The organism is Agrobacterium sp. CFBP 3001, assembly GCF_027871605.1.
GTDB lineage: Bacteria > Pseudomonadota > Alphaproteobacteria > Rhizobiales > Rhizobiaceae > Agrobacterium > Agrobacterium leguminum.
Window position 1 is genome coordinate 243,402 of sequence record NZ_JAQAHD010000002.1, and the last position, 19,955, is coordinate 263,356.

Consider the following 19,955-nt stretch of genomic DNA (forward strand, 5'->3'; position numbering starts at 1 on the left):
GTCCGCAACCAAGCGGGGCGAAGAAGCGTTATTACACGCTTTCAACGTCATGAAGCCGCCGCCTTTTATGCGGACAATCGCTGCGATGAAGGAGAATAGAATGAACGACCTCACCACCGGCGAAACGGCCAACGCAAACACACCGCAAAACAGCGTGACGCGTCGTGGCGTGCTGACGGCATTTTCCATGGCCGCAATCATGGCCGGCCTGTCGCCGCTTGACGCCTTTGCCCAGGCAGCCGGCAACACGGCGACAGCGCAGAAAATCGCCAATCACTTCTCATCGGTCAAAACCATGATGGGGGAATTCGTCCAGTTCGGCCCGCGCGGTGAACAGACCGGCGGCAAGTTCTACATCGAACGCCCCGGCAAACTCCGCTTCAACTACGAAGACCCCTCGCCCATGCGGGTCATCGCCGACGGCAAGAACGTCGTTATCGGCAATATGAAGCTCAAGACGTGGGATCTTTATCCGCTCTCCAAGACGCCGCTCAGCCTGCTTCTGTCCGACAAGATCGATCTCGGCAATCAGAAGGTTCGCAACGTCAAGGAAGAATCGGACCTGACCACCATCGTGCTGGGCGACAAGAGCGTCTTCGGCGATTCCACAATTACCCTGATGTTCGATCCGAAGACCTTCGATCTGAGGCAATGGACCACGACCGATGCCCAGAACAAGGACACGACCGTCATGATCTTCAACGTCCAGACCGGCGTGAACCTGGATGAACGCGTCTTCAACATCAATTACGAGGAAGTCCGCAAAGGCGGCTGAGGCTTCAAGCCCCAAGGAAATTCTTGGAAAGGCGACCCTGCGGTCGCCTTTTTCATTTTACCGCTAAAATACATTCCCGTTTTCGTCGCAATGTTATAAGCCTGCGCCCCGGAAACATGTCACGAGCCAGGCGGCTCGCGGCAGTAAAAGCGGAGCACATGCATGTCGTTTTCGATAACCACCTGGAACATCAACTCGGTCAGGCTCAGAATGCCGATTGTTGAGCAGTTTCTGGTACGTTACAAACCCGACATTCTCTGCCTGCAGGAAACGAAATGCCCGAATGGCGAGTTTCCGATGAAGCCGCTGAAGGCGCTCGGTTATGAGCATGTCATCATCCATGGCCAGAAGGGCTATCACGGCGTCGCCATCGCCTCGAAGATTCCGCTGATCGAAGACCATCGGCAGGATTATTGTGGCGTCGGCGATGCGCGGCATATTTCCGCGATTTTCCAGGTCGGATCGCGCCGCGTGCGACTGCATAATTTTTATGTGCCGGCAGGCGGGGACGAGCCGGATCGCTCGATCAATCCGAAATTCGGCCACAAGCTGGATTTTATCGAGGAAATGAAGGCGCTGCGCGCCGATGGCGTGCCTGGCACCTCGTCCATTCTCGTCGGCGATCTCAACATCGCACCGCTCGAAAATGACGTCTGGTCGCACAAGCAGCTTCTGAAGATCGTCAGCCATACGCCCGTCGAAACCGAAGGCATGCTTGACATCATGAAAAAGGGCAACTGGCTCGATCTGATGCGCCTGAACGTGCCGGAGACAGAAAAGATCTATACCTGGTGGAGCTACCGCGCCAAGGACTGGGAAGCGGCTGATCGCGGCCGCCGCCTCGACCACATCTGGTCTTCGCAGGATCTCGGTTCCTCGCTCGAAAAAATCGACATATTGCGCGAGGCCCGCGGCTGGAACCGGCCATCCGACCATGTTCCCGTCACCGCCCATTTCCGATTCTGAACAGGCTGAATTGTCTGGCGTCAGACGAAGCGGTTCTGCAAACGAGCCGCCCCTGCCGCCAGCGACGCGATATTGTCGCGAATACGCGCCGACACGATATCGGCAACCTCCGGAAACTCCTCCACCAGCCGGTGGAAGAGGATGCGCGTTATGCGGATGACTTCGGAATCCTCCACTGCCACGGCAGTAAACTTCCGTTCGCAGAGCGTGAAAAGCGCAAGCTCCGAAAGCAGCGCCCCCTTGCCCGGCGTCGCCTGCAGCACGGGCTTGCCATCCCGCCCTGCCGTGAAAAGCTCGAAATGGCCAGCCGTCACCGCAAAAGCGCATTCGGCCGGCGAGTGTTCCCGAAACAATGTCTGTCCGGCCGATACACGGCGGCGCTCCGCACCGAAGGCGATAAGCCGCAACTGGTCATCGCTGAACCCCGCAAATAACGGCACTTGCCCCAGCAGCATGATATCGTCCGTCAAGGCCATGTCGATCGTTACTCCGGAAAAACGCCTGCACCACTATAGCGGTTTTCCAATATCGGCCCTCAAAATACAAGCTGTTAGAACGCCGCGCGCCTTTTCGGACGCGCAGCGTGAGCTTTGGACACATAACAGGTAAAAAGAAGCACCTGCTCAGGGAACGATCTTGTATCCGCCGTTCTCGGTCACCAGAATCTCGGCGTTGGACGGGTCGCGTTCGATCTTCTGGCGCAGACGATAGACATGCGTTTCCAGCGTATGCGTTGTCACACCGGAATTGTAACCCCAGACCTCTTCCAGCAGGACGTCGCGGGTAACGACGGTGCTGCCGGCGCGGTAGAGATAACGGATGATCGCCGCTTCCTTTTCCGTCAGCCGGATTTTCTTGCCGTCCTCCGTCGTCAACAGCTTCTGGCTGGGCTTGAACTGATAGGGACCGACGGTGAAAACCGCATCCTCACTCTGCTCGTATTGACGCAGCTGCGCCCGGATACGCGCCAGAAGCACGGCGAAACGGAAGGGTTTCGTCACATAGTCATTCGCCCCGGCTTCCAACCCAAGAATAGTATCGGAATCGGTATCATGCCCGGTCAGCATGATGATCGGCGCCTTGAAGCCGCCCTTGCGCAACAGCTTTACCGCCTCACGGCCGTCCATATCCGGAAGGCCGACATCCATGATCAGAAGATCGACCTGGGCGGTCTTGGCGGTCTGCATCGCCTGCGCGGCATTGGCGCCGCTGAGCAGCGAGAATTCCTCATAGGGAGACAATTGCTCGGTCAGCGTCTCCCGAAGATCGTCGTCATCGTCCACCAGAAGGATAGTGCGAGCCGTCATTCGGATTCTCAGCCTTTCTTACTTTAGCGCATCGGCCCAAAAATCAGGCTCGATTTTCGAGAGACACGATGCGTAGTTTAAAAGAGTTAGAGCGTCCCTTATGCATCCCAAAAGACGCCCGGCGCTCTAATTATCAGCCAATTCAGCGGTTTGCCGATAAAAGGTCAACCCATTGCCATGATATAACGAAGTGCTATGACTTCACGTTAAATAACCTGCAAAGCAAAATCTCGTGAAAAACATGAGCACCCAGCCCGTAAGACAACGTAAACGCGCATCGACGCTCATGGTTCGGCCGGTCCCGTCGAAAATCAGCCGCGCCATCGTCCAGCTCGGGCATCTCACCTTTCCAGCCGCGATCGGACGCAATGGCCGCACTGCGCTGAAACGCGAGGGAGACGGAAAATCTCCCATCTCCACCATCGGCCTGCTGCACGGGTTTTATCGCGGCGACCGCCTTCCCGGCATCGCCACGGCACTGCCGATGCAGCGAACACGCAAGTCCATGCTGTGGTGCGACGAGCCCCGTAGCCCCAGTTACAACAGGCTGGTCAAGGCGCCCTTCGCCCCGAGCCATGAAGAGATGATGCGGAAGGACAGCCTCTACGACGTCTGCCTGGTGCTCGACTGGAATATCACCTCGAGACGCCGCAACCGCGGCTCGGCGATCTTCATGCATCTGATCAGGCCGGGATATGAGCCGACCGCGGGCTGCGTCGCCCTTCATCCCCGTGACATGCGGCGCATCCTGCCGCATCTGCGCAAAGGCACGAAAATCCGCATCCTGTGAATTTCAGCCTGCAATCGGGCAACAAAAAACCCGCCATCAAGGCGGGTTTTTTTAGAGGGAGAAAGCCGGTTATTAAGCGGCTTCGTCCTGAGAATCGTCCTCTTCGACGGTCTTGCCGCGCTTGGGGCCCTTGGCAAGGTTCACTTCCACCAGGCGAACAGCCTCGGTTTCGGACATCTTGTTGACGGCGGCGATTTCGCGCGCCATGCGGTCGAGAGCAGCTTCATAAAGCTGACGCTCGGAATAGGACTGCTCCGGCTGATTTTCCGCACGGTAGAGATCGCGCACGACTTCCGCAATCGCGATGAGATCGCCGGAATTGATCTTCGCATCATATTCCTGCGCGCGGCGCGACCACATGGTACGCTTCACACGCGCCTTGCCCTGCACCACTTTCAGCGCCCGCTCGACAAAATCGCCTTCGGAAAGCTTGCGCATGCCGATGCTGACGGCTTTGGCGACGGGAACTTTAAGACGCATCTTGTCTTTTTCGAAATCAATGACAAAAAGCTCAAGCTTCATGCCGGCGACTTCTTGTTCCTCGATGGCAGAAATGGTACCGACACCATGAGCGGGATACACAATCGCTTCACCGGTCTTGAAACCGTGATGTGCTGGAGATTTCTTCTGCTGGGTCGTCATTCGTTCTAAAAACTCCCTGTTACATACCCGGGGATGCCGGGGTTGGGTCGGTCAGGCCCTGATGAGACGGGGGAACCGTCAGGTGACTCCGCACTGGTCCAGCCGTGCACGCAAAAACACACCTTCCCGTCTTGCGGGGTTCGATAACGTAAACGCTCGATATGTCACGGAAACCGCGTGCAAAAGAGGTGTTGCTTTCGTGGTGTTTTTGGGCACACAAATGCCACGCTGTGGATCAGTGTCGTTGGTGTACCACAAAAATAGGCGCAAATCAATAATTTGCTTCGACCGTGGCCGCAACATCACATGGCAGCCAAAGAACCGCCTAAAAATTAGCCGCAGAAATACTGTCAAAATGCTTCGAGACAGGCCTCACGGCAAAAGGAGCAAAAAAATTTCGTTTCCAAACTGAAGAAACACGAAAGCCTCTTAAACTCTTCGTAATTCCACGCCAATATCCGATTCGACTGAAAAGGCAAAATCCGCAAATTGGCGATGCTTTTTTATATTAAAGTGTGATTTTTGGAGGAATCCACGTCAAATGGGCTACAGAAACAATCCAAAACGCGAAAAACAGATCGAAAAAGCGCGCCAGCAGGCAATTGCCGAAAATGTCCAATTTCTTGATCCGGGTATTCTTTATGGAAGGGCAAGCGCCGACGATATAGAATATTATTCCGCTGAGATGCTGGCTGCGAGCGCCGCTCACAGTTTCGAGGCGCTTTCGCACTGGACCGGAGACGCTCCGTACATCGACATCTCCCAGGTGGAGGGCGTTTCGCCGCGGGATATTCCGGTAACGGTCCTGACCATTATTGGCCGCAATATGCCCTTCCTTTACGATTCTGTCATGGGCGAAGTCACCAGCAGCTATCGCGGTCTTTACCTCGCGGTGCATCCGATCCTGGTGCGCGACGAAAGCGCGCAGGCAGGCTACCGTCTTGCGGAACCCGAGGATGATCCCGCTGAAAATATCAGCCTCATCCAGCTGCATATCGCGCCGCTCACGCCGCAAGCCGCAGCAGCGCTGGAAGAAAGACTGCGCTTCGTGCTGACGCAGGTTCAGTTCGCCTATCGCGACTGGCGGCCCATGCTGGCGAAACTCGACGAGGCGCTGGATGAATTGTCCAAGCGCGGCTCGTCACGGCGCAAGACCGAGCGTGCAGAAGCCGTCGAATTCCTCAACTGGCTTCGCAACGACAATTTCACCTTCCTCGGCATGCGTGACTACACCTATTCCGGCAAGGGGAAGAACGCGAAGATCGAGCGCGGTGACGGCGTCGGCCTCGGCAGCCTCAGCGATCCGGATGTCCGCGTGCTGCGCCTTGGCAAGAATGCCGTGACGACGACGCCGGAAATCCTTGCCTTCCTCGACGGCCCGGATTTCCTCATCGTCACAAAGGCCAATGTGAAATCCATCGTGCACCGCCGCGCCTATATGGATTACATCGGCATCAAGCGCTTCGACGAGGACGGCAATGTCATCGGCGAACTGCGCATCGTCGGCCTCTTCACCGCCACCGCCTATACGCGCTCGGTCAAGCAGATACCGCTGCTGCGCGCCAAGGTGGCGGAAGTCGAGCGGCATTTCGGCTTCGATCCGAACAGCCACTCGGGGCGCATCCTGCAGAACACGCTGGAAGCCTATCCGCGTGACGATCTTTTCCAGATCGAAACCGATCTTCTGATCCGCTTCGTCGAGCAGATCATGGAACTGAGCGACCGGCCGCGCGTGCGCGTGCTTGCACGTATCGACCGTTTCGACCGTTTCGTTTCGGCCCTCATCTTCGTTCCGCGCGAGGAGTATAATTCTTATGTGCGCGAGAAGATCGGCGATTATCTGAGCAGGGTCTATGACGGGCATATTTCCGCCTATTACCCCGCCTTCCCCGAAGGCGCCGTCGCCCGCGTCCACTTCATTGTCGGCCGAACGGAAGGCAAGACGCCGCGCATCGCCCAGGACAAGCTCGAAGACGCCGTCAGCGACATCGCGGCGCGCTGGATAGACCATTTCGTCGCCCTCTCCGAGCCGGGTGCACCGGTGCTGGAGGTCGATCAGGCCTATCAGGAAGCCTTCACGCCGGAAGAAGCGATCGGCGACATGCCGGATATTCTCGGTGCCGCGAAGGGCGAACCGGTCCGCATCGAATTTTACCAGCAGGAAGGTCAGTCGGCGGAAACGCTGTCGCTCAAGATTTTCCACCGCGATGGCCACCTGCCGCTTTCGCGCCGCGTGCCGCTGCTCGAAAATCTCGGTTTCAACGTCATCAGCGAACGCACCTTCGATATCGGCGTCGTTTCGGATGGCGAAAAGCGCGACATCGTGCTGCACGACATGGAACTGTCCGTCGCCAAGGGAACGACGCTCGATCTGCCGCACTATGGACAGAAACTCGAAGAAGCTTTCCTCGCCGCCTTCTCCGGCAAGGTAGACAATGACAACTTCAATCGCCTGATCCTCGCCTGCGGCCTCACCGTGCGCGAAGTCTCCGTGCTGCGCGCCTATGCGCGTTATCTCCGCCAGACCGGCATCGTCTATTCGCAGGAGCATATTTCCGAAACGCTCTATAAGTATCCGGCGATTTCCCGCAATATTTTCGCGCTGTTCAAGGCCGGCTTCGATCCGTCTGTCAATGAAAAGAAGCGGCTGAAGAAACTCGCCGAAATACACAAGGCAATCGAAGCGGCATTGAGCGGCGTTCCCAATCTCGACGAGGACCGCACGCTCAGGCGTTACGTCAACGCCATCGACGCGACGCTGCGCACCAACTACTTCCAGAAAAATGCCGACGGCACGCCGCGTGACCTGCTGGCCTTCAAGTTCGATCCGAAACATCTGGACGGCCTGCCCGACCCACGTCCCTTCCGCGAAATCTTCGTCTACGGAACAGAGGTCGAAGGCGTGCATCTTCGCTTCGGCAAGGTCGCGCGCGGCGGTCTGCGCTGGTCGGATCGCGGCCAGGATTACCGCACGGAAGTGCTCGGTCTCGTCAAGGCGCAACAGGTCAAGAATGCGGTGATCGTTCCGGTCGGCGCCAAGGGCGGCTTCTTCCCGAAGAATCTGCCGGCCGGCGGCTCCCGCGACGAGGTCTTCAATGCCGGCCGCGAGGCCTACAAGACCTATATCCGCACCCTGCTGTCCATCACCGACAATATCGTCGACGATGCCATCGTGCCGCCAGCCGACACGCTGCGGCTCGACGGTGACGACCCCTATTTCGTCGTTGCCGCCGACAAGGGAACAGCAACCTTCTCCGATACGGCAAACGGTCTTGCCCATGAGGCCGGTTTCTGGCTGGACGACGCCTTCGCATCGGGCGGTTCGGCCGGTTACGACCACAAGAAGATGGGTATTACCGCCCGTGGCGCCTGGGAAACGGTGAAACGCCATTTCCGTGAAATGGACACCGACATCCAGACCACCCCCTTCACGGTGGCGGGCGTGGGCGATATGTCCGGCGACGTTTTCGGCAACGGCATGCTGCTGTCGGAAAAGATCAGGCTTATCGCCGCCTTCGATCACCGCGATATTTTCATCGATCCGGACCCCGACACCGACGGGTCCTTTGCCGAACGCAAGCGGCTTTTCGAACTGCCGCGTTCCAGCTGGCAGGATTACGATCGTTCGGCCCTCTCCGCCGGCGCGATGATCATCTCGCGCTCCGAAAAATCGGTGACGCTGACACCGGAAGCCGTGGTCGCCATCGGCATCGACAAATCCGTCGCCACGCCCTTCGAGATCATGACGGCCATCCTGAAGGCGCCAACCGATCTTCTGTGGTTCGGCGGCATCGGCACTTACATCAAGGCGGCGGTGGAAACCAATGCCGAGGTGGGTGACAGGGCGAACGACCCGATCCGCGTCAACGCAACCGAGCTGCGCGCCAAGGTCATCGGCGAAGGCGCCAATCTGGGCATCACCCAGAAGGGGCGCATCGCCTATGCGCTTTCGGGCGGCCGATGCAATTCCGACGCCATCGACAACTCGGCCGGTGTGAACTCCTCGGACGTCGAGGTCAACATCAAGATCGCGCTTGCCTCCGCCGTTAACAGCGGTCGCCTGACGATGCCGAAACGCAACCAGCTTCTCGCTTCCATGACGCCGGAAGTGGCGCAGCTGGTATTGCGCAACAACTACCTGCAATCGCTGGCGATCTCGCTGACGGAGCGGCTGGGCCTTTCGAACCGCGAAGAACTCGGCCGCCTGCTGAGCGCGCTGGAGGCGACCGGACAACTGAACCGCAAGGTCGAGACCCTGCCGAACAATGCCGAATTCAGCGAAAGATACGCCACCGGCAAACCGCTGACCCGGCCGGAAATCGGCGTGCTCCTTTCCTATGCCAAGCTCACCTTGTTCGATGCATTGGTGGCAAGCACGCTTCCCGACGAACCCTATCTCCAGCATCTTCTGGTCGATTATTTCCCGGCCAAGATGCAGAAGAACTACGCAGACGATATCAAATCGCATCGTCTGCACCGCGAAATCGTCGCCACCGCGCTCGCCAATGCCGTCGTCAATCGCGGCGGCCCGGGCTTTGTGCAGAAACTTGCCGATGCGAGCGGCCTTCTGGCGGCCGACGTCGTCAAGGCTGCGGTGATCGTCGAAGATGGTTTCGGCCTCAAACGCCTGTGGAGCGAAGTCGACGCGCTTGACGGCAAGGTCGGCGGTGAAGTCCAGAACGAGCTTTATGCCACGATCACGCGCATCTTCTCGGATGCGAGCAGGCTTTACCTGCAAACCGGGAGCGCCGGTGCGGCCGCAGGTGACATGGCGACCGAAATCGAGCGCCTGAAAACCGCCATCAAGACGCTATCGCCGGCAGCTGCGAAGTATCGCCGCGAACTCGGCGTCACGGAAATTGACGGCGTTCCCTCCGGTCTTCTGGAGGAACTCGATACGCTTTCCCTGCTCGTCTATGTGCCGGAGATCATGCGCATCGCCGAAAGCGCCGGTACGACGCTTGCCCGCGCCGCCGAAAGCTATGCCACCGTCTCGTCGACCTTCCGCGTCGCGCGTCTGCTGGATGCAAGCCAGCGCATCACACCGGCGGATCATTACGAGAGCCTGGCTCTCCTCCGCAGCCAGGACCAGATCTCCTCGTCGAGACGCCGGATCGTCATCTCCGCGCTGACCGAATATGCAAAAGAAAAGGATCCGGTTCAGGCCTGGTACGCAGCGGACCGCGTGCGGGTCAACCGCATCGTCTCCGAACTCGGCGCGCTCAGCGACAGCGGCGATACCAACCTTGCCCGTCTGACGGTCGCGGCCGGGCTGCTTGGCGATATCGTTCAGGCACGCTGATCGGCAGCCTCAAAAAACGCCATCCGGGTCCCCCCGGATGGCGCCAGACAAGACCGATGCACGCGCGTCGCGCATTTTATTTCCCGATTTTCCGATAGGACGATGAATGACTGTCCCTTCCCCAAATGCGGAAACAGTGGTTGCCAAACGCGGCATCTGGGGCTGGGTGATGTTCGACTGGGCGGCGCAGCCGTTTTTCACGGTCGTCACGACCTTCGTTTTCGGACCCTATTTCGTCGCACGGCTTACCGATGATCCGATTTCGGCGCAGGCAACTTGGAGCAACATGGCGACGGTGTCGTCGATCATCATCGCCCTCTTCTCCCCCATTCTCGGCTCCATCGCCGACCAGTCCGGCGCACGCAAGCCGTGGATCGCCTTTTTTGCCGCCATCAAGATCGTCAGTCTTTTCTTCCTGTGGTTCGCAACACCCGGATCGCCGCTCATCCTGCCGATTATCTGTATTATCCTCGCTTCCATCGCGGCCGAATTCTCGATTGTCTTCAACGATTCCATGATGCCGCGGCTGACCAACCCGCAAAATGTCGGGCGCATTTCCAATGTCGCCTGGGGGCTTGGTTATCTCGGCGGGATGGTGGTGCTGACCGCCGTGGTGACGCTTCTGGCCGCAAGCCCTAAAACCGGGCTGACATTGGCCGGAATTACGCCGCTCTTAGGACTGGACCCCGCCAGCGGTGCGGATGCGCGAGTAACCGGGCCAATTGCCGCAATCTGGTATCTCGTCTTCATTCTACCAATGTTCCTGTTCACGCCCGATGCGAGAAGGGGCCTGCCCTTCGGCGTGGCGATCCGCTCAGGGCTTTCTGAACTTAACAACACGTTGCGTGAGCTGCGCAGCCGCCCGCTTCTGCTACGATTTTTCATCGCCCGGATGCTGTATCAGGATGGCGTGAATGGGCTCATCATCCTCGGAGGAACGTTTGCTGCCGGAATGTTCGGCTGGGAGACTATGGAAATAGGCCTTTTTGGCATTTTGCTTAATATAGTTGCCATCGCAGGCTGTTTCACGGCCGGGCGCGTCGATCAGACACTCGGTTCTCGTATCACCATTCTGATTAGCCTGTCGCTCCTGCTGCTCGCGACGCTCGGACTCGTCTCGACGGACAAAGACTCCACCCTGTTCGGCCTGCTACAATTGTCGACCGCAGATAATGGCGGCATCTTCGCCACCGGCGCGGAAAAGGCCTATCTGCTTTATGGCGTTTTGATCGGCCTTGCCTTCGGCCCCGTTCAGGCCTCGTCACGATCTTATCTCGCCCGCAACATCACCGTGGCGGAGGCGGGCCGTTATTTCGGTATCTATGCGCTCTCCGGACGCGCCACCAGCTTCATGGCGACGCTGTCGTTTTCCATAGCAACCACAATAAGCGGCTCAGCCCATATCGGCATGGCGACGCTCATCGTATTTCTGGGATCCGGATTCCTGCTGTTGCTGCGCGTGCCGGAAAGAACGGCAGGCTGAAAGTCTGAAGCAAAAGCCGATGCGGTTTGCTGAAACCGGGCATCGGCCCGACAGGATCAAAGCTGATCGAGCTTTTGCTGCAATGCGCGCAACTGCGCCTTCAGCTCATCGATTTCGGATGCATTCGGCTTGCGGGTTTCCTTGGGCGCCTGCGGCATTGCGAAAGGTGTGAAACCCTGCATCGCCTGCCGGAACAGTTCCGTATTACGACGGATCTGCTCTTCCATCATTTGCAGCGGCGCCTGAAAATTGCGGGCAAGCGAGCCATCGCCGAAAGCCTTGGCCATATGTTCCTGCATCTGGCTCTGCTGATCGGAAAAGGTCTTCATCGAATGTTCGAGAAATGTCGGCACGACCATCTGCATCTGGTCGCCGTAATAGGAGATCAATTGCCGCAGAAACGCCGTCGGCAGCAACGTATTGCCGGTTTTGGCCTCCTGTTCGACGATGATCTGCGTCAGCACCGCATGCGTGATGTCTTCGGAAGACTTGGCATCCTGAACCTTGAAGTCCTCGCCGCGCTTGACCATCTGCGCCAGATCATCGAGCGTCACATAGGTGCTGGTGCCGGTGTTGTAGAGCCGCCGGTTAGCGTATTTTTTAATGATTGTTTCGCCGTCGTGTTTCGCCATGCCCGCCTCCTCGCGATGATGGTATTTTCTTGTTTTTTGGTCTTCTTGCTCTTCCCGGCGCAAAGTGTATGCGCAAAACGAGCCCTCTGACAAATGTTTTGTGCATCGCAACAGTTTGTTTTTTGCGCAGCAATTTTCCGCAAGATTTTAGTGTGATTTAGCAACATCTTTTAAAGCAACTTTCGCCATTTGACTTGTATTGAAAGCTTTGCCAGTCTCCGCCCGCAAGTGAGGAGAAAACTGATGACCCTGCCTTCAATCGTGATTGCCAGCGCCGCGCGCACAGCCGTCGGCTCTTTCAATGGCCACTTCGCCAATACGCCAGCCCACGAACTCGGGGCGACCGTCATCAGCGCTGTGCTGGAGCGTGCCGGTGTCGCGGCAAACGAAATCGATGAAGTCATTCTCGGTCAGGTCCTGACGGCGGGCGAGGGGCAGAACCCGGCGCGGCAGGCTGCCATGAAGGCCGGCATTCCACAGGAAGCGACCGCCTTCGGTCTCAATCAGCTTTGCGGCTCCGGCCTGCGTGCCGTGGCCCTCGGTATGCAGCAGATCGCGACCGGCGACGCAAATATCGTCATTGCCGGCGGACAGGAATCCATGTCCATGGCTCCCCACTGCGCCCATTTGCGCGGCGGCGTGAAGATGGGCGATTTCAAGATGATCGACACCATGCTGAAAGATGGCCTTACTGACGCCTTTTATGGCTATCACATGGGCATCACCGCTGAAAACATCGCCCGCCAATGGCAGCTTTCCCGCGACGAGCAGGACCAATTCGCCGTCGCATCGCAAAACAAGGCCGAAGCCGCGCAAAGCGCTGGCCGTTTTGCAGATGAGATCGTGGCTTTCACGGTGAAGGGCCGCAAAGCCGATATCGTCATTGATACAGATGAGCATATCCGCGCCGGAGCTTCGCTGGAAACCATGGCCAAGCTGCGCCCCGCCTTCGACAAGGAAGGGACGGTCACGGCCGGCAACGCCTCCGGTCTGAACGATGGCGCCGCCGCCACGCTTTTGATGTCGGAACAGGAAGCAGGAAAGCGCGGCATCAGGCCGCTCGCCCGTATCGCCTCTTGGGCAACGGCAGGCGTCGATCCGCAAATCATGGGCACCGGTCCCATCCCTGCCTCCCGCAAGGCGCTGGCCAAGGCCGGCTGGTCGATCGGTGATATTGGCCTTGTGGAAGCCAACGAAGCCTTTGCGGCCCAGTCATGCGCCGTGGTGCGCGAACTTGGCCTTGATCCTGCGATCGTCAACGTCAATGGCGGGGCGATCGCCATCGGTCATCCGATCGGCGCCTCCGGCGCGCGCGTCCTCAACACCCTGATTTTCGAAATGCGCCGCCGTAACGTGTCGAAGGGTCTCGCAACGCTCTGCATCGGCGGCGGCATGGGTGTCGCCATGTGCATCGAAGCGCTCTGAAACCGCCGCACGACTTGCCAAAAAGCAATTCCGGTTCAGCGCGCAATAGGGTAGAAGCGGCCTCCCATTGGCCGCATTTCTGTGGCCGGTGAGCACGACGAACAAGTTCTGCAAGATATGGAAGCATCCTTGCATATGCAGGCGCTTCAATGACAGGTCATGGAGGCCGATATGAGCCGGGTTGCGTTGATTTCCGGCGGGACGAGCGGCATAGGCGCCGCAATCGCCCGCGCCCTGCAGGCAGCCGGCTACCGGGTGGCCGTCAATTATGCCTTCACGACGGACAGGGCGGAAGCATTCCAGAAAGAAACCGGCATCCCCGCTTTTCAGTGGGACGTGCGCGACTATGACGCCTGCGTCAATGGCATAGCCAGGGTGGAAGAGACCTTCGGTCCCGTCGAGGTGCTCGTCAACAATGCCGGCATCACCCGCGATGCGATGTTCCATAAAATGTCGCCGCAGCAATGGCGCGAGGTTATCGATACCAACCTTACTGGCGTGTTCAACATGACCCACCCCGTATGGCCGGGCATGCGCGACCGCGGCTTCGGCCGCATCGTCAACATCTCCTCCATCAATGGCCAGAAAGGCCAGGCGGGACAGGCCAATTATTCCGCCTCGAAAGCGGGCGACATCGGGTTTACCAAGGCGCTCGCCCAGGAAGGCGCCAGCCGCAATATTACCGTTAACGCCATCTGCCCCGGCTATATCGGCACGGAGATGGTGAGAGCTATACCGGAGAAGGTTCTGGCAGAACGGATCGTGCCGCAAATTCCCGTTGGACGGTTGGGTGAGCCGGAAGAAATCGCACGCTGCGTTCTGTTTCTGGTTTCCGACGAGGCCGGTTTCATCACCGGTTCGACCATGACGGCCAATGGCGGACAATATTTCGCCTGAGGGCCGTCGATCCTGACTTCCCGGCCTCCTGAACCCAGTAAACTTTCCGTGATCTCGGCTTCAATAATCTTGCCGCGCACAAAAACTTGAAGATGAAACACTGGAATGACACGTAGCCTAAACTAATGAAAATACGATAGTTTTTGTATAGTTTAGAATGAGTCTAGAAAATCCTCAGCGACTCATTAAGAGGTTTTTCTTGACATTTGCTGTCCTGTTTTGGTTTAAGAACGAAAACAACGTGTTGCGTCATACAGGCAGTCCATCATGCTGGTTTGCAGCTGCAATTACATCACCGATCACGATATCCGGGACGTCATCAACGAGCTCCTCGACGAGGACTGTTGGCAGCTCATCGTTCCTGCAAAAGTGTATCACGCCATGGAAAAACGTGGCCGCTGCTGCGGCTGTTTCCCCACCGTTGTCGACCTGATCATCAAAACCACCGAAGAATATCATGCCCGTCGCCACTCGACTGAGGCCGATGTTTTTGATTTTATGTCCCGCCTGAAGCAATTCCATGAAGAGAACAGGAGAGCGGACATTGAAAGGCGACAAAAAAGTCATCGAGCGGCTTAACGAGGCCCTTTTTCTCGAACTCGGTGCGGTAAACCAGTACTGGCTCCACTATCGTTTGCTGGAAGACTGGGGCTACACGAAGCTCGCCAAAAAGGAACGTGCTGAATCCATCGAGGAAATGCAGCACGCCGACAAGCTGGTCGCACGCATCATCTTCCTTGAAGGCCATCCCAACCTTCAGACCGTCGCGCCCCTGCGCATCGGCCAGAACGTCAAGGAAGTTCTGGAATCCGACCTTGCCGGCGAATATGACGCCCGCACCTCCTACAAGAAATCGCGTGATATCTGTTATGAGGCCGGAGACTACGTCTCCATGAAGCTTTTCGAAGAACTGCTGATCGACGAGGAAGGCCATATCGACTTTCTCGAAACCCAGCTCGAACTGCTCGGCAAGATCGGCGAGGAAAAATACGGCCAGCTCAACGCCGATTCCGCCAACGAAGCGGAATAAGCACTGGCGACAAAACAGAAAAGGCGGCCTTGGCCGCCTTTTTTATTTGCCGGAAAGGTGCTGGAACTCCGCCACGACCTGCTCGTATACGGCGCGCTTGAACGGTACGATGAGCTCCGGCAGGCTTTCCATCGGCTTCCAGTCCCACGCGTCGAATTCGGCCGTGTGCCCGGTCGGCGGCGGATCGATCTGGATCTCGCTTTCGTCGCCTTCGAAACGGAACGCAAACCAGCGCTGCGCCTGCCCGCGATATTTGCCCCTGAGACCGATACCGATCAGTTCGGGTGGCAGGTCATAGTGAATCCAGTCGCTCGCCTCCGCAAGCAGGCTCACCGTTTTCATGCCTGTTTCTTCGTAGAGTTCGCGAATGGCGGCCGTCAGAGGCCGTTCACCGTCATCGATGCCGCCCTGCGGCATCTGCCACAGATGCGGTGAGCCATCATATTCGGAATTGCCTTCCTTGATGCGCCTGCCGGCCCAGACAAGGCCCTCGGCGTTCAGCACCATAATTCCCGCACAGGGACGGTAAGGTAAATCTTCTGCTTTGATTGTCATGGGAAACCCGCACTGTCTGAGCGCCAGAAATGGCCGCACGCAAGGTTTACTGCCCTGCCTGCCCGGAAACAAGCGCAGAAACACCGACAATCTCGACGCCGCGCCCGCCAGCCTCGCGCGACCACTTGGAGATCGCGGCAACGCTTTCATCGAAAGCCGAAGCAACGCCGATCGCCTGACCGTTACGCCGTGCAATTCGCTCCAGTTCGTCCAGCTTGCGCAGAATGGCAGCTTCGGTGACTTCACTGTCGAGCAGAATATCGGCAAAACCCTGTGGCGCGGAAATCGCCTTGGCAATGCCGCCGCTCAGCGACTGCGCCGAAGAACCATCATCCAGAAACAGCAGGCCACGCTTGCCGATGTCGCGCATTACCGGCTCCAGTGCCGCCTGCTCGGCAAGGAAACGCCCGCCGAGATAATTCATGATGCCAGTGTAATTGGTGATCTTCGCCATGGAGCGATGCAGCCGGTCGATGTTGACCTTGGCGGGATCACCCGCCAGCAGCGTGTCCGGGCCGGGATTGGTGCCGGGGTAACCGAAAGGCTCAAGCGGTATCTGCAGAAGGATTTCATGTCCCTGTCGGCGCGCTTCCTGCATCCAGCGCTGCAGGCTGTTGCCGCTGGCGGCAAAACCGAGCGTCACCTCCGGCGGCAGCTCCCGGATCGCTTTTTGCGATCCCGTCTGGCTGAGACCCAGCCCGCCGACCACGATCGCCACCCGGGTGCCGCGTGCGCCAGACCAGGGCCGCGCATATTGCTCCATCGGCCGCAAACCGTCCGCACCGACAACCGGCAATTTGCCAAACGCGGTTTCTTCCAGCAGTTCCTCATTGGGTCGCGTCGCCATCCGCGGATCCTGACCATAGGTCTGGCCGCTCATCAGCACCGGTCCGTCACCCTCGCGCGGGCGGGGAGAGTACACCGATACGACATTGCCATCCGGCATTGTCTCGCGATTGATATTGGCGCCGGAGCGGCCGCTTTGCGGCTGGAGACCGGCGGCGTCGCCGGGAGTCGTTACATCGGCCGGTGCGATTTCAGGTGTCTTTTCGGCAAGCTGAGGCTGTGCATCCGGCCCGCTCGCCGTCTTCTGCAAATTGCCGGGCGAAAGCGCCGTATAGACGGACAGGCCGCCGATTGAGAAAACCGCAAGCACCGACAGGGCCATAATGACGGAAAAGCGCCGGTTGATACCGGCGCTTTTTTTCTGACGACCCAGAAGCGGTTTTCGCAGGTCCGAAGGCAATGAACGATCCGTCCAAACGGTTGGGCAATAGATGGAATGCGCCGGCTGACCGGCGCACTATCTTACTGCTTGTTGACCACAGCCTTTTCCGGGTTCGGCGGGAAAGACGGATCCGTCTTTGCGCCGCGCAACAGGTCCAGAGCATAGTTGAGCTGGATGTCATCCTTGGCTTCCGGCGGAACATAAGCGGAGGAACCCGAACCTTCGTCGGTTTCGCTCTGACCCTTGATGTGGCCGGAAAGACCGGATTCACCTTCGGTGGTCACCTTGCCCTGCAACTCGGGCGGCAATGGCTGTTCGACCTTGATGTCAGGCTCAATGCCCGTACCCTGGATCGATTTACCCGACGGCGTATAATAGAGCGCCGTGGTCAGGCGCAACGCACCCGCCTCGCCGAGCGGAATGATCGTCTGGACCGAACCCTTGCCGAAGGAACGCGTGCCGACCACGGTCGCACGGCGCAGATCCTGCAGGGCGCCGGCAACGATTTCCGAAGCCGAAGCCGAACCGCCGTTGACGAGCACGATTACCGGCTTGCCATCGGTCAGATCGCCAGCCGTCGCGTTGAAGCGGCGGGTCTCGTCGGGGTTACGGCCACGGGTCGAAACAACCTCGCCACGCTCGAGGAAGGCGTCGGAGACATTGATCGCCTGATCGAGCAGACCGCCCGGATTGAGGCGAAGGTCGAGCACATAACCCTTCAGCTTGTCGGCCGGCACATCCGCCTTGATCTTCTTGATCGCCTTTTCGAGATCGTCATAGGTCTTCTCGGTAAAGGAGATGACGCGCAAATAACCGACATTGTCGCCCTCGACGCGGGACTTCACCGCGCGAACGGCAATGACATCGCGCATGACGGTGAATTCGAGCGGCTTGTCAGCGCCCTGGCGGATGATCGTCAGCTTGATCGGCGTTTTCACCGCGCCGCGCATCTTTTCGACCGCCTGTTCCAGCTTCAGGCCACGAACCGGCGTACCGTCAATTTCCGAAATGAAGTCGCCGGCGAGAATGCCTGCACGGGAAGCCGGTGTATCGTCGATCGGCGTAATGACCTTGACGAGCTCGTTCTCCATGGTCACTTCGATGCCGAGACCGCCGAATTCACCCTTGGTCTGGGTGCGCATGTCGTTGGCATCCTTGGCATTCATGAAGCTCGAATGCGGATCGAGCGAGCTCAGCATGCCGTTGATGGCGTTTTCCACCAGCTTCTCATCATCCGGCGGCGTCACATATTGTGCGCGCACGCGCTCGAACACATCGCCAAAGATCGACAGTTCCTTATAGGTCGAAGGCCCGGCCGCCTGTGCCGGCATGCTCGCCGAATAAATCACGCTCATCGCCGTGGCGCCCATAAGCCCACCGATAAGGAGAAGCGAAACCTTACGAATCATTGTGCGCCCTTCCGGTATTTTTTGCGGTCCACCACGGTTGAGAATCAACCGGTACACCATCTTTCCTGAACTCAATGTAGAGCGTTGGCCTGTCGGTTTCCAGCGCCAATGCTGCTGCACTCGCTACTCTTTTTGCACCCATGGAGGCGATGGGCTCTCCGGAGAACACGAACATTCCCTGCCGCGTCCTCACATTGTCCATGCCCGTCATCACCACATGATATCCATCACCCGTATTGAGGATGATCATCCGGCCATAACTGCGAAAATCTCCGGCAAACACCACGAAGCCGTCTGCAGGCGCCGTCACGATGGCTTCCGGTCCGCTCGCGACGACAATTCCCTTGGAAAAGTGGCCCGTTCCGTCCGCATCGCCGAAGCGCCGCAACACTTCGCCGGTAACCGGCAGCTCCAGCTTTCCCTTCAAACTCGCGAAGGGATATGCGGGCGCAATACGGTTTTTATCGGGCATTCCAGCCTCGGCCGCGGCCCGCTCCTTTTCGCGTTCCGCCTCCGAAAGACGGGCCAGACGCTGCTCTTCCGCCCGCGCCTTTTCCATAGCCTCCCGCACCGAGGTAATCTCGCCTTCAAGCGAACTGACCAGCCCCTCGAGGCTCGTCGCCTTGCTTGCAAGCTCCTCAGATCGCTTGCGTTCCGCCTCCAGCTCCGCCGCCGTCTGGGTGTTCTTGCGGTCATTTTCGGCAATCAGCAGGTCGAGGCGTTTTTCCTCTTCCAGACTTGCCGTCATCATACCCGTAAGATCGTCCTTTTCGCGAGCGATTGCCTGTCTCAGATCGGTCAATTCTTTGAGAGCGGCAACCAGCTTGTCGGTTTCACCGCGAATGCCGGGCACGACGGCGCCGAGAAGAATGGCGCTTCGCACGGACGCCAGCGCATCCTCCGGCGAGACGAGAAGGGCGGGGGGCGGGTTTCGGCCCATGCGCTGCAACGCCGCCAGAACCTCCGCCAGCACGCCGCGTCTTTCCCGCAGCGACGCCTTGACGCCATCCTCGCGCACCGAAAGCTTGGCCAGTCGATCCTCACCGTCGCTGATCTTGGTTTCCAGCGCCTTGCGCCGGGCAGCCGATGCGATCAGCTCTTCCCGGATGCGGGCGCTATCCTGATTGAGGGAGGCGATGCTTTCCTCAAGCTTCCTTGTCTTGTCTTCCGAAAGACCGATGCTGTCGACCAGCTCCTCCAGATCCTGCCGGTTCTGGTCGCGGCGCTTCTCCAGCGTCTGCAGCGCATCCGGCGACGAATCATCGCCTGCGGCGGGAACGGCGCCCGCATCGTCGCGCGAATAGGTCGGACCGATCCCCATGACGAAAGCAGCAATAACCGCGCCCGCAAGGGCAGCGTGCCGTTTTCGTTGAGGCCTGTTGTCCATGTGAACTTTCTTTGATGCCGAAGCAGAAGCGCCGATATTAGGGATTTTGCTGCGATCTTCCAAGAGGCCCTGGAAAGGCCGCTGCCAAAGCCGTGCGCTGTCAGCGGTGTCGCGAAGCTTCATGTTG

The 19,955-nt window shown here is 58.5% G+C and carries 17 protein-coding genes; 9 read left to right on the top strand and 8 right to left on the bottom strand.

All coding sequences use genetic code 11. The features are described from left to right. Positions 1-49: 49 nt before the first annotated feature. Together PH605_RS04755 and PH605_RS04760 are read left to right on the top strand one after the other, a co-directional pair. Positions 50-775: an outer membrane lipoprotein carrier protein LolA gene (locus PH605_RS04755; protein WP_065656876.1), complete on the top strand. Its 726-nt coding sequence runs from the start codon at positions 50-52 to the stop codon at positions 773-775. 162 nt (positions 776-937) lie between these two features. Beyond that, positions 938-1,741: an exodeoxyribonuclease III gene (locus PH605_RS04760; protein WP_065656875.1), complete on the top strand. Its 804-nt coding sequence runs from the start codon at positions 938-940 to the stop codon at positions 1,739-1,741. A 20-nt stretch (positions 1,742-1,761) separates the two neighbouring features. Here PH605_RS04760 and PH605_RS04765 read toward each other — a convergent pair whose 3' ends face one another. Both PH605_RS04765 and PH605_RS04770 read right to left on the bottom strand, forming a co-directional pair. Further along, entirely contained in the window at positions 1,762-2,217 is a 456-nt protein-coding gene (locus tag PH605_RS04765) for a cyclic nucleotide-binding domain-containing protein (protein WP_003520283.1), read from the bottom strand. 147 nt (positions 2,218-2,364) lie between these two features. Next, the gene (locus PH605_RS04770; protein ID WP_003505216.1) at positions 2,365-3,048 is read right to left on the bottom strand and encodes a response regulator transcription factor; all 684 of its coding nucleotides are present in this window, start codon (positions 3,046-3,048) and stop codon (positions 2,365-2,367) included. Between the two features lie 286 nt (positions 3,049-3,334). On the opposite strand from PH605_RS04770, the gene PH605_RS04775 reads away from it, so the two are divergent. Beyond that, positions 3,335-3,838, top strand: coding sequence for a L,D-transpeptidase family protein (locus PH605_RS04775; RefSeq protein ID WP_142844424.1), 504 nt, complete (start codon positions 3,335-3,337; stop codon positions 3,836-3,838). Positions 3,839-3,910: 72 nt separating this feature from the next. Here the strand turns inward: PH605_RS04775 and PH605_RS04780 are convergent, their stop codons facing one another. Next, positions 3,911-4,480: a CarD family transcriptional regulator gene (locus PH605_RS04780; RefSeq protein WP_003505223.1), complete on the bottom strand. Its 570-nt coding sequence runs from the start codon at positions 4,478-4,480 to the stop codon at positions 3,911-3,913. Between the two features lie 541 nt (positions 4,481-5,021). Here PH605_RS04780 and PH605_RS04785 point away from each other — a divergent pair. Continuing rightward, positions 5,022-9,782 carry an NAD-glutamate dehydrogenase gene (locus tag PH605_RS04785; RefSeq protein ID WP_142844425.1) on the top strand — a complete coding sequence of 1,587 codons (4,761 nt, stop codon included), beginning with the start codon at positions 5,022-5,024 and terminating at the stop codon, positions 9,780-9,782. 106 nt (positions 9,783-9,888) lie between these two features. Then, the gene (locus PH605_RS04790; RefSeq protein WP_142844426.1) at positions 9,889-11,265 is read left to right on the top strand and encodes an MFS transporter; all 1,377 of its coding nucleotides are present in this window, start codon (positions 9,889-9,891) and stop codon (positions 11,263-11,265) included. Between the two features lie 56 nt (positions 11,266-11,321). Here PH605_RS04790 and phaR read toward each other — a convergent pair whose 3' ends face one another. Further along, complete coding sequence (gene phaR / locus PH605_RS04795) at positions 11,322-11,897, bottom strand: polyhydroxyalkanoate synthesis repressor PhaR (RefSeq protein WP_003520279.1); 576 nt, start codon at positions 11,895-11,897, stop codon at positions 11,322-11,324. A 243-nt stretch (positions 11,898-12,140) separates the two neighbouring features. Between phaR and PH605_RS04800 the strand changes: the two genes are divergently transcribed. The 4 genes from PH605_RS04800 to bfr all read left to right on the top strand — a co-directional run bounded on the left by PH605_RS04800 (position 12,141) and on the right by bfr (position 15,249). After that, the gene (locus tag PH605_RS04800) at positions 12,141-13,322 is read left to right on the top strand and encodes an acetyl-CoA C-acetyltransferase (RefSeq protein WP_142844427.1); all 1,182 of its coding nucleotides are present in this window, start codon (positions 12,141-12,143) and stop codon (positions 13,320-13,322) included. 171 nt (positions 13,323-13,493) lie between these two features. Then, the gene (gene phbB / locus PH605_RS04805; RefSeq protein WP_003520276.1) at positions 13,494-14,219 is read left to right on the top strand and encodes an acetoacetyl-CoA reductase; all 726 of its coding nucleotides are present in this window, start codon (positions 13,494-13,496) and stop codon (positions 14,217-14,219) included. Positions 14,220-14,486: 267 nt separating this feature from the next. Continuing rightward, positions 14,487-14,798, top strand: coding sequence for a (2Fe-2S)-binding protein (locus PH605_RS04810; RefSeq protein WP_003505234.1), 312 nt, complete (start codon positions 14,487-14,489; stop codon positions 14,796-14,798). After that, positions 14,764-15,249: a bacterioferritin gene (bfr, locus tag PH605_RS04815; RefSeq protein ID WP_003520274.1), complete on the top strand. Its 486-nt coding sequence runs from the start codon at positions 14,764-14,766 to the stop codon at positions 15,247-15,249. The genes PH605_RS04810 and bfr overlap by 35 nt, the downstream gene beginning before the upstream one ends. Positions 15,250-15,291: 42 nt before the next feature. On the opposite strand, the gene PH605_RS04820 is transcribed toward bfr, so the two are convergent. The 4 genes from PH605_RS04820 to PH605_RS04835 all read right to left on the bottom strand — a co-directional run bounded on the left by PH605_RS04820 (position 15,292) and on the right by PH605_RS04835 (position 19,828). Continuing rightward, positions 15,292-15,804 (bottom strand): RNA pyrophosphohydrolase, encoded by a 513-nt coding sequence (locus PH605_RS04820; protein ID WP_020811992.1) that lies wholly within the window; start codon positions 15,802-15,804, stop codon positions 15,292-15,294. Positions 15,805-15,850: 46 nt separating this feature from the next. Continuing rightward, the gene (locus tag PH605_RS04825) at positions 15,851-17,050 is read right to left on the bottom strand and encodes a divergent polysaccharide deacetylase family protein (RefSeq protein ID WP_142844428.1); all 1,200 of its coding nucleotides are present in this window, start codon (positions 17,048-17,050) and stop codon (positions 15,851-15,853) included. 62 nt (positions 17,051-17,112) lie between these two features. Then, positions 17,113-18,441 (bottom strand): S41 family peptidase, encoded by a 1,329-nt coding sequence (locus PH605_RS04830; RefSeq protein WP_065656868.1) that lies wholly within the window; start codon positions 18,439-18,441, stop codon positions 17,113-17,115. After that, positions 18,431-19,828, bottom strand: a complete 1,398-nt coding sequence (locus tag PH605_RS04835) for a murein hydrolase activator EnvC family protein (RefSeq protein ID WP_080857110.1) — start codon at positions 19,826-19,828, stop codon at positions 18,431-18,433. The genes PH605_RS04830 and PH605_RS04835 overlap by 11 nt, the downstream gene beginning before the upstream one ends. Positions 19,829-19,955 lie beyond the last annotated feature (127 nt).

Coding starts and splice junctions, on each gene's coding strand:
- PH605_RS04755 (WP_065656876.1), top strand. CDS start 50: ATGAAGCCGCCGCCTTTTATGCGGACAATCGCTGCGATGAAGGAGAAT.
- PH605_RS04760 (WP_065656875.1), top strand. CDS start 938: ATGTCGTTTTCGATAACCACCTGGAACATCAACTCGGTCAGGCTCAGA.
- PH605_RS04765 (WP_003520283.1), bottom strand. CDS start 2,217: ATGGCCTTGACGGACGATATCATGCTGCTGGGGCAAGTGCCGTTATTT.
- PH605_RS04770 (WP_003505216.1), bottom strand. CDS start 3,048: ATGACGGCTCGCACTATCCTTCTGGTGGACGATGACGACGATCTTCGG.
- PH605_RS04775 (WP_142844424.1), top strand. CDS start 3,335: ATGGTTCGGCCGGTCCCGTCGAAAATCAGCCGCGCCATCGTCCAGCTC.
- PH605_RS04780 (WP_003505223.1), bottom strand. CDS start 4,480: ATGACGACCCAGCAGAAGAAATCTCCAGCACATCACGGTTTCAAGACC.
- PH605_RS04785 (WP_142844425.1), top strand. CDS start 5,022: ATGGGCTACAGAAACAATCCAAAACGCGAAAAACAGATCGAAAAAGCG.
- PH605_RS04790 (WP_142844426.1), top strand. CDS start 9,889: ATGACTGTCCCTTCCCCAAATGCGGAAACAGTGGTTGCCAAACGCGGC.
- phaR (WP_003520279.1), bottom strand. CDS start 11,897: ATGGCGAAACACGACGGCGAAACAATCATTAAAAAATACGCTAACCGG.
- PH605_RS04800 (WP_142844427.1), top strand. CDS start 12,141: ATGACCCTGCCTTCAATCGTGATTGCCAGCGCCGCGCGCACAGCCGTC.
- phbB (WP_003520276.1), top strand. CDS start 13,494: ATGAGCCGGGTTGCGTTGATTTCCGGCGGGACGAGCGGCATAGGCGCC.
- PH605_RS04810 (WP_003505234.1), top strand. CDS start 14,487: ATGCTGGTTTGCAGCTGCAATTACATCACCGATCACGATATCCGGGAC.
- PH605_RS04820 (WP_020811992.1), bottom strand. CDS start 15,804: ATGACAATCAAAGCAGAAGATTTACCTTACCGTCCCTGTGCGGGAATT.
- PH605_RS04830 (WP_065656868.1), bottom strand. CDS start 18,441: ATGATTCGTAAGGTTTCGCTTCTCCTTATCGGTGGGCTTATGGGCGCC.
- PH605_RS04835 (WP_080857110.1), bottom strand. CDS start 19,828: ATGGACAACAGGCCTCAACGAAAACGGCACGCTGCCCTTGCGGGCGCG.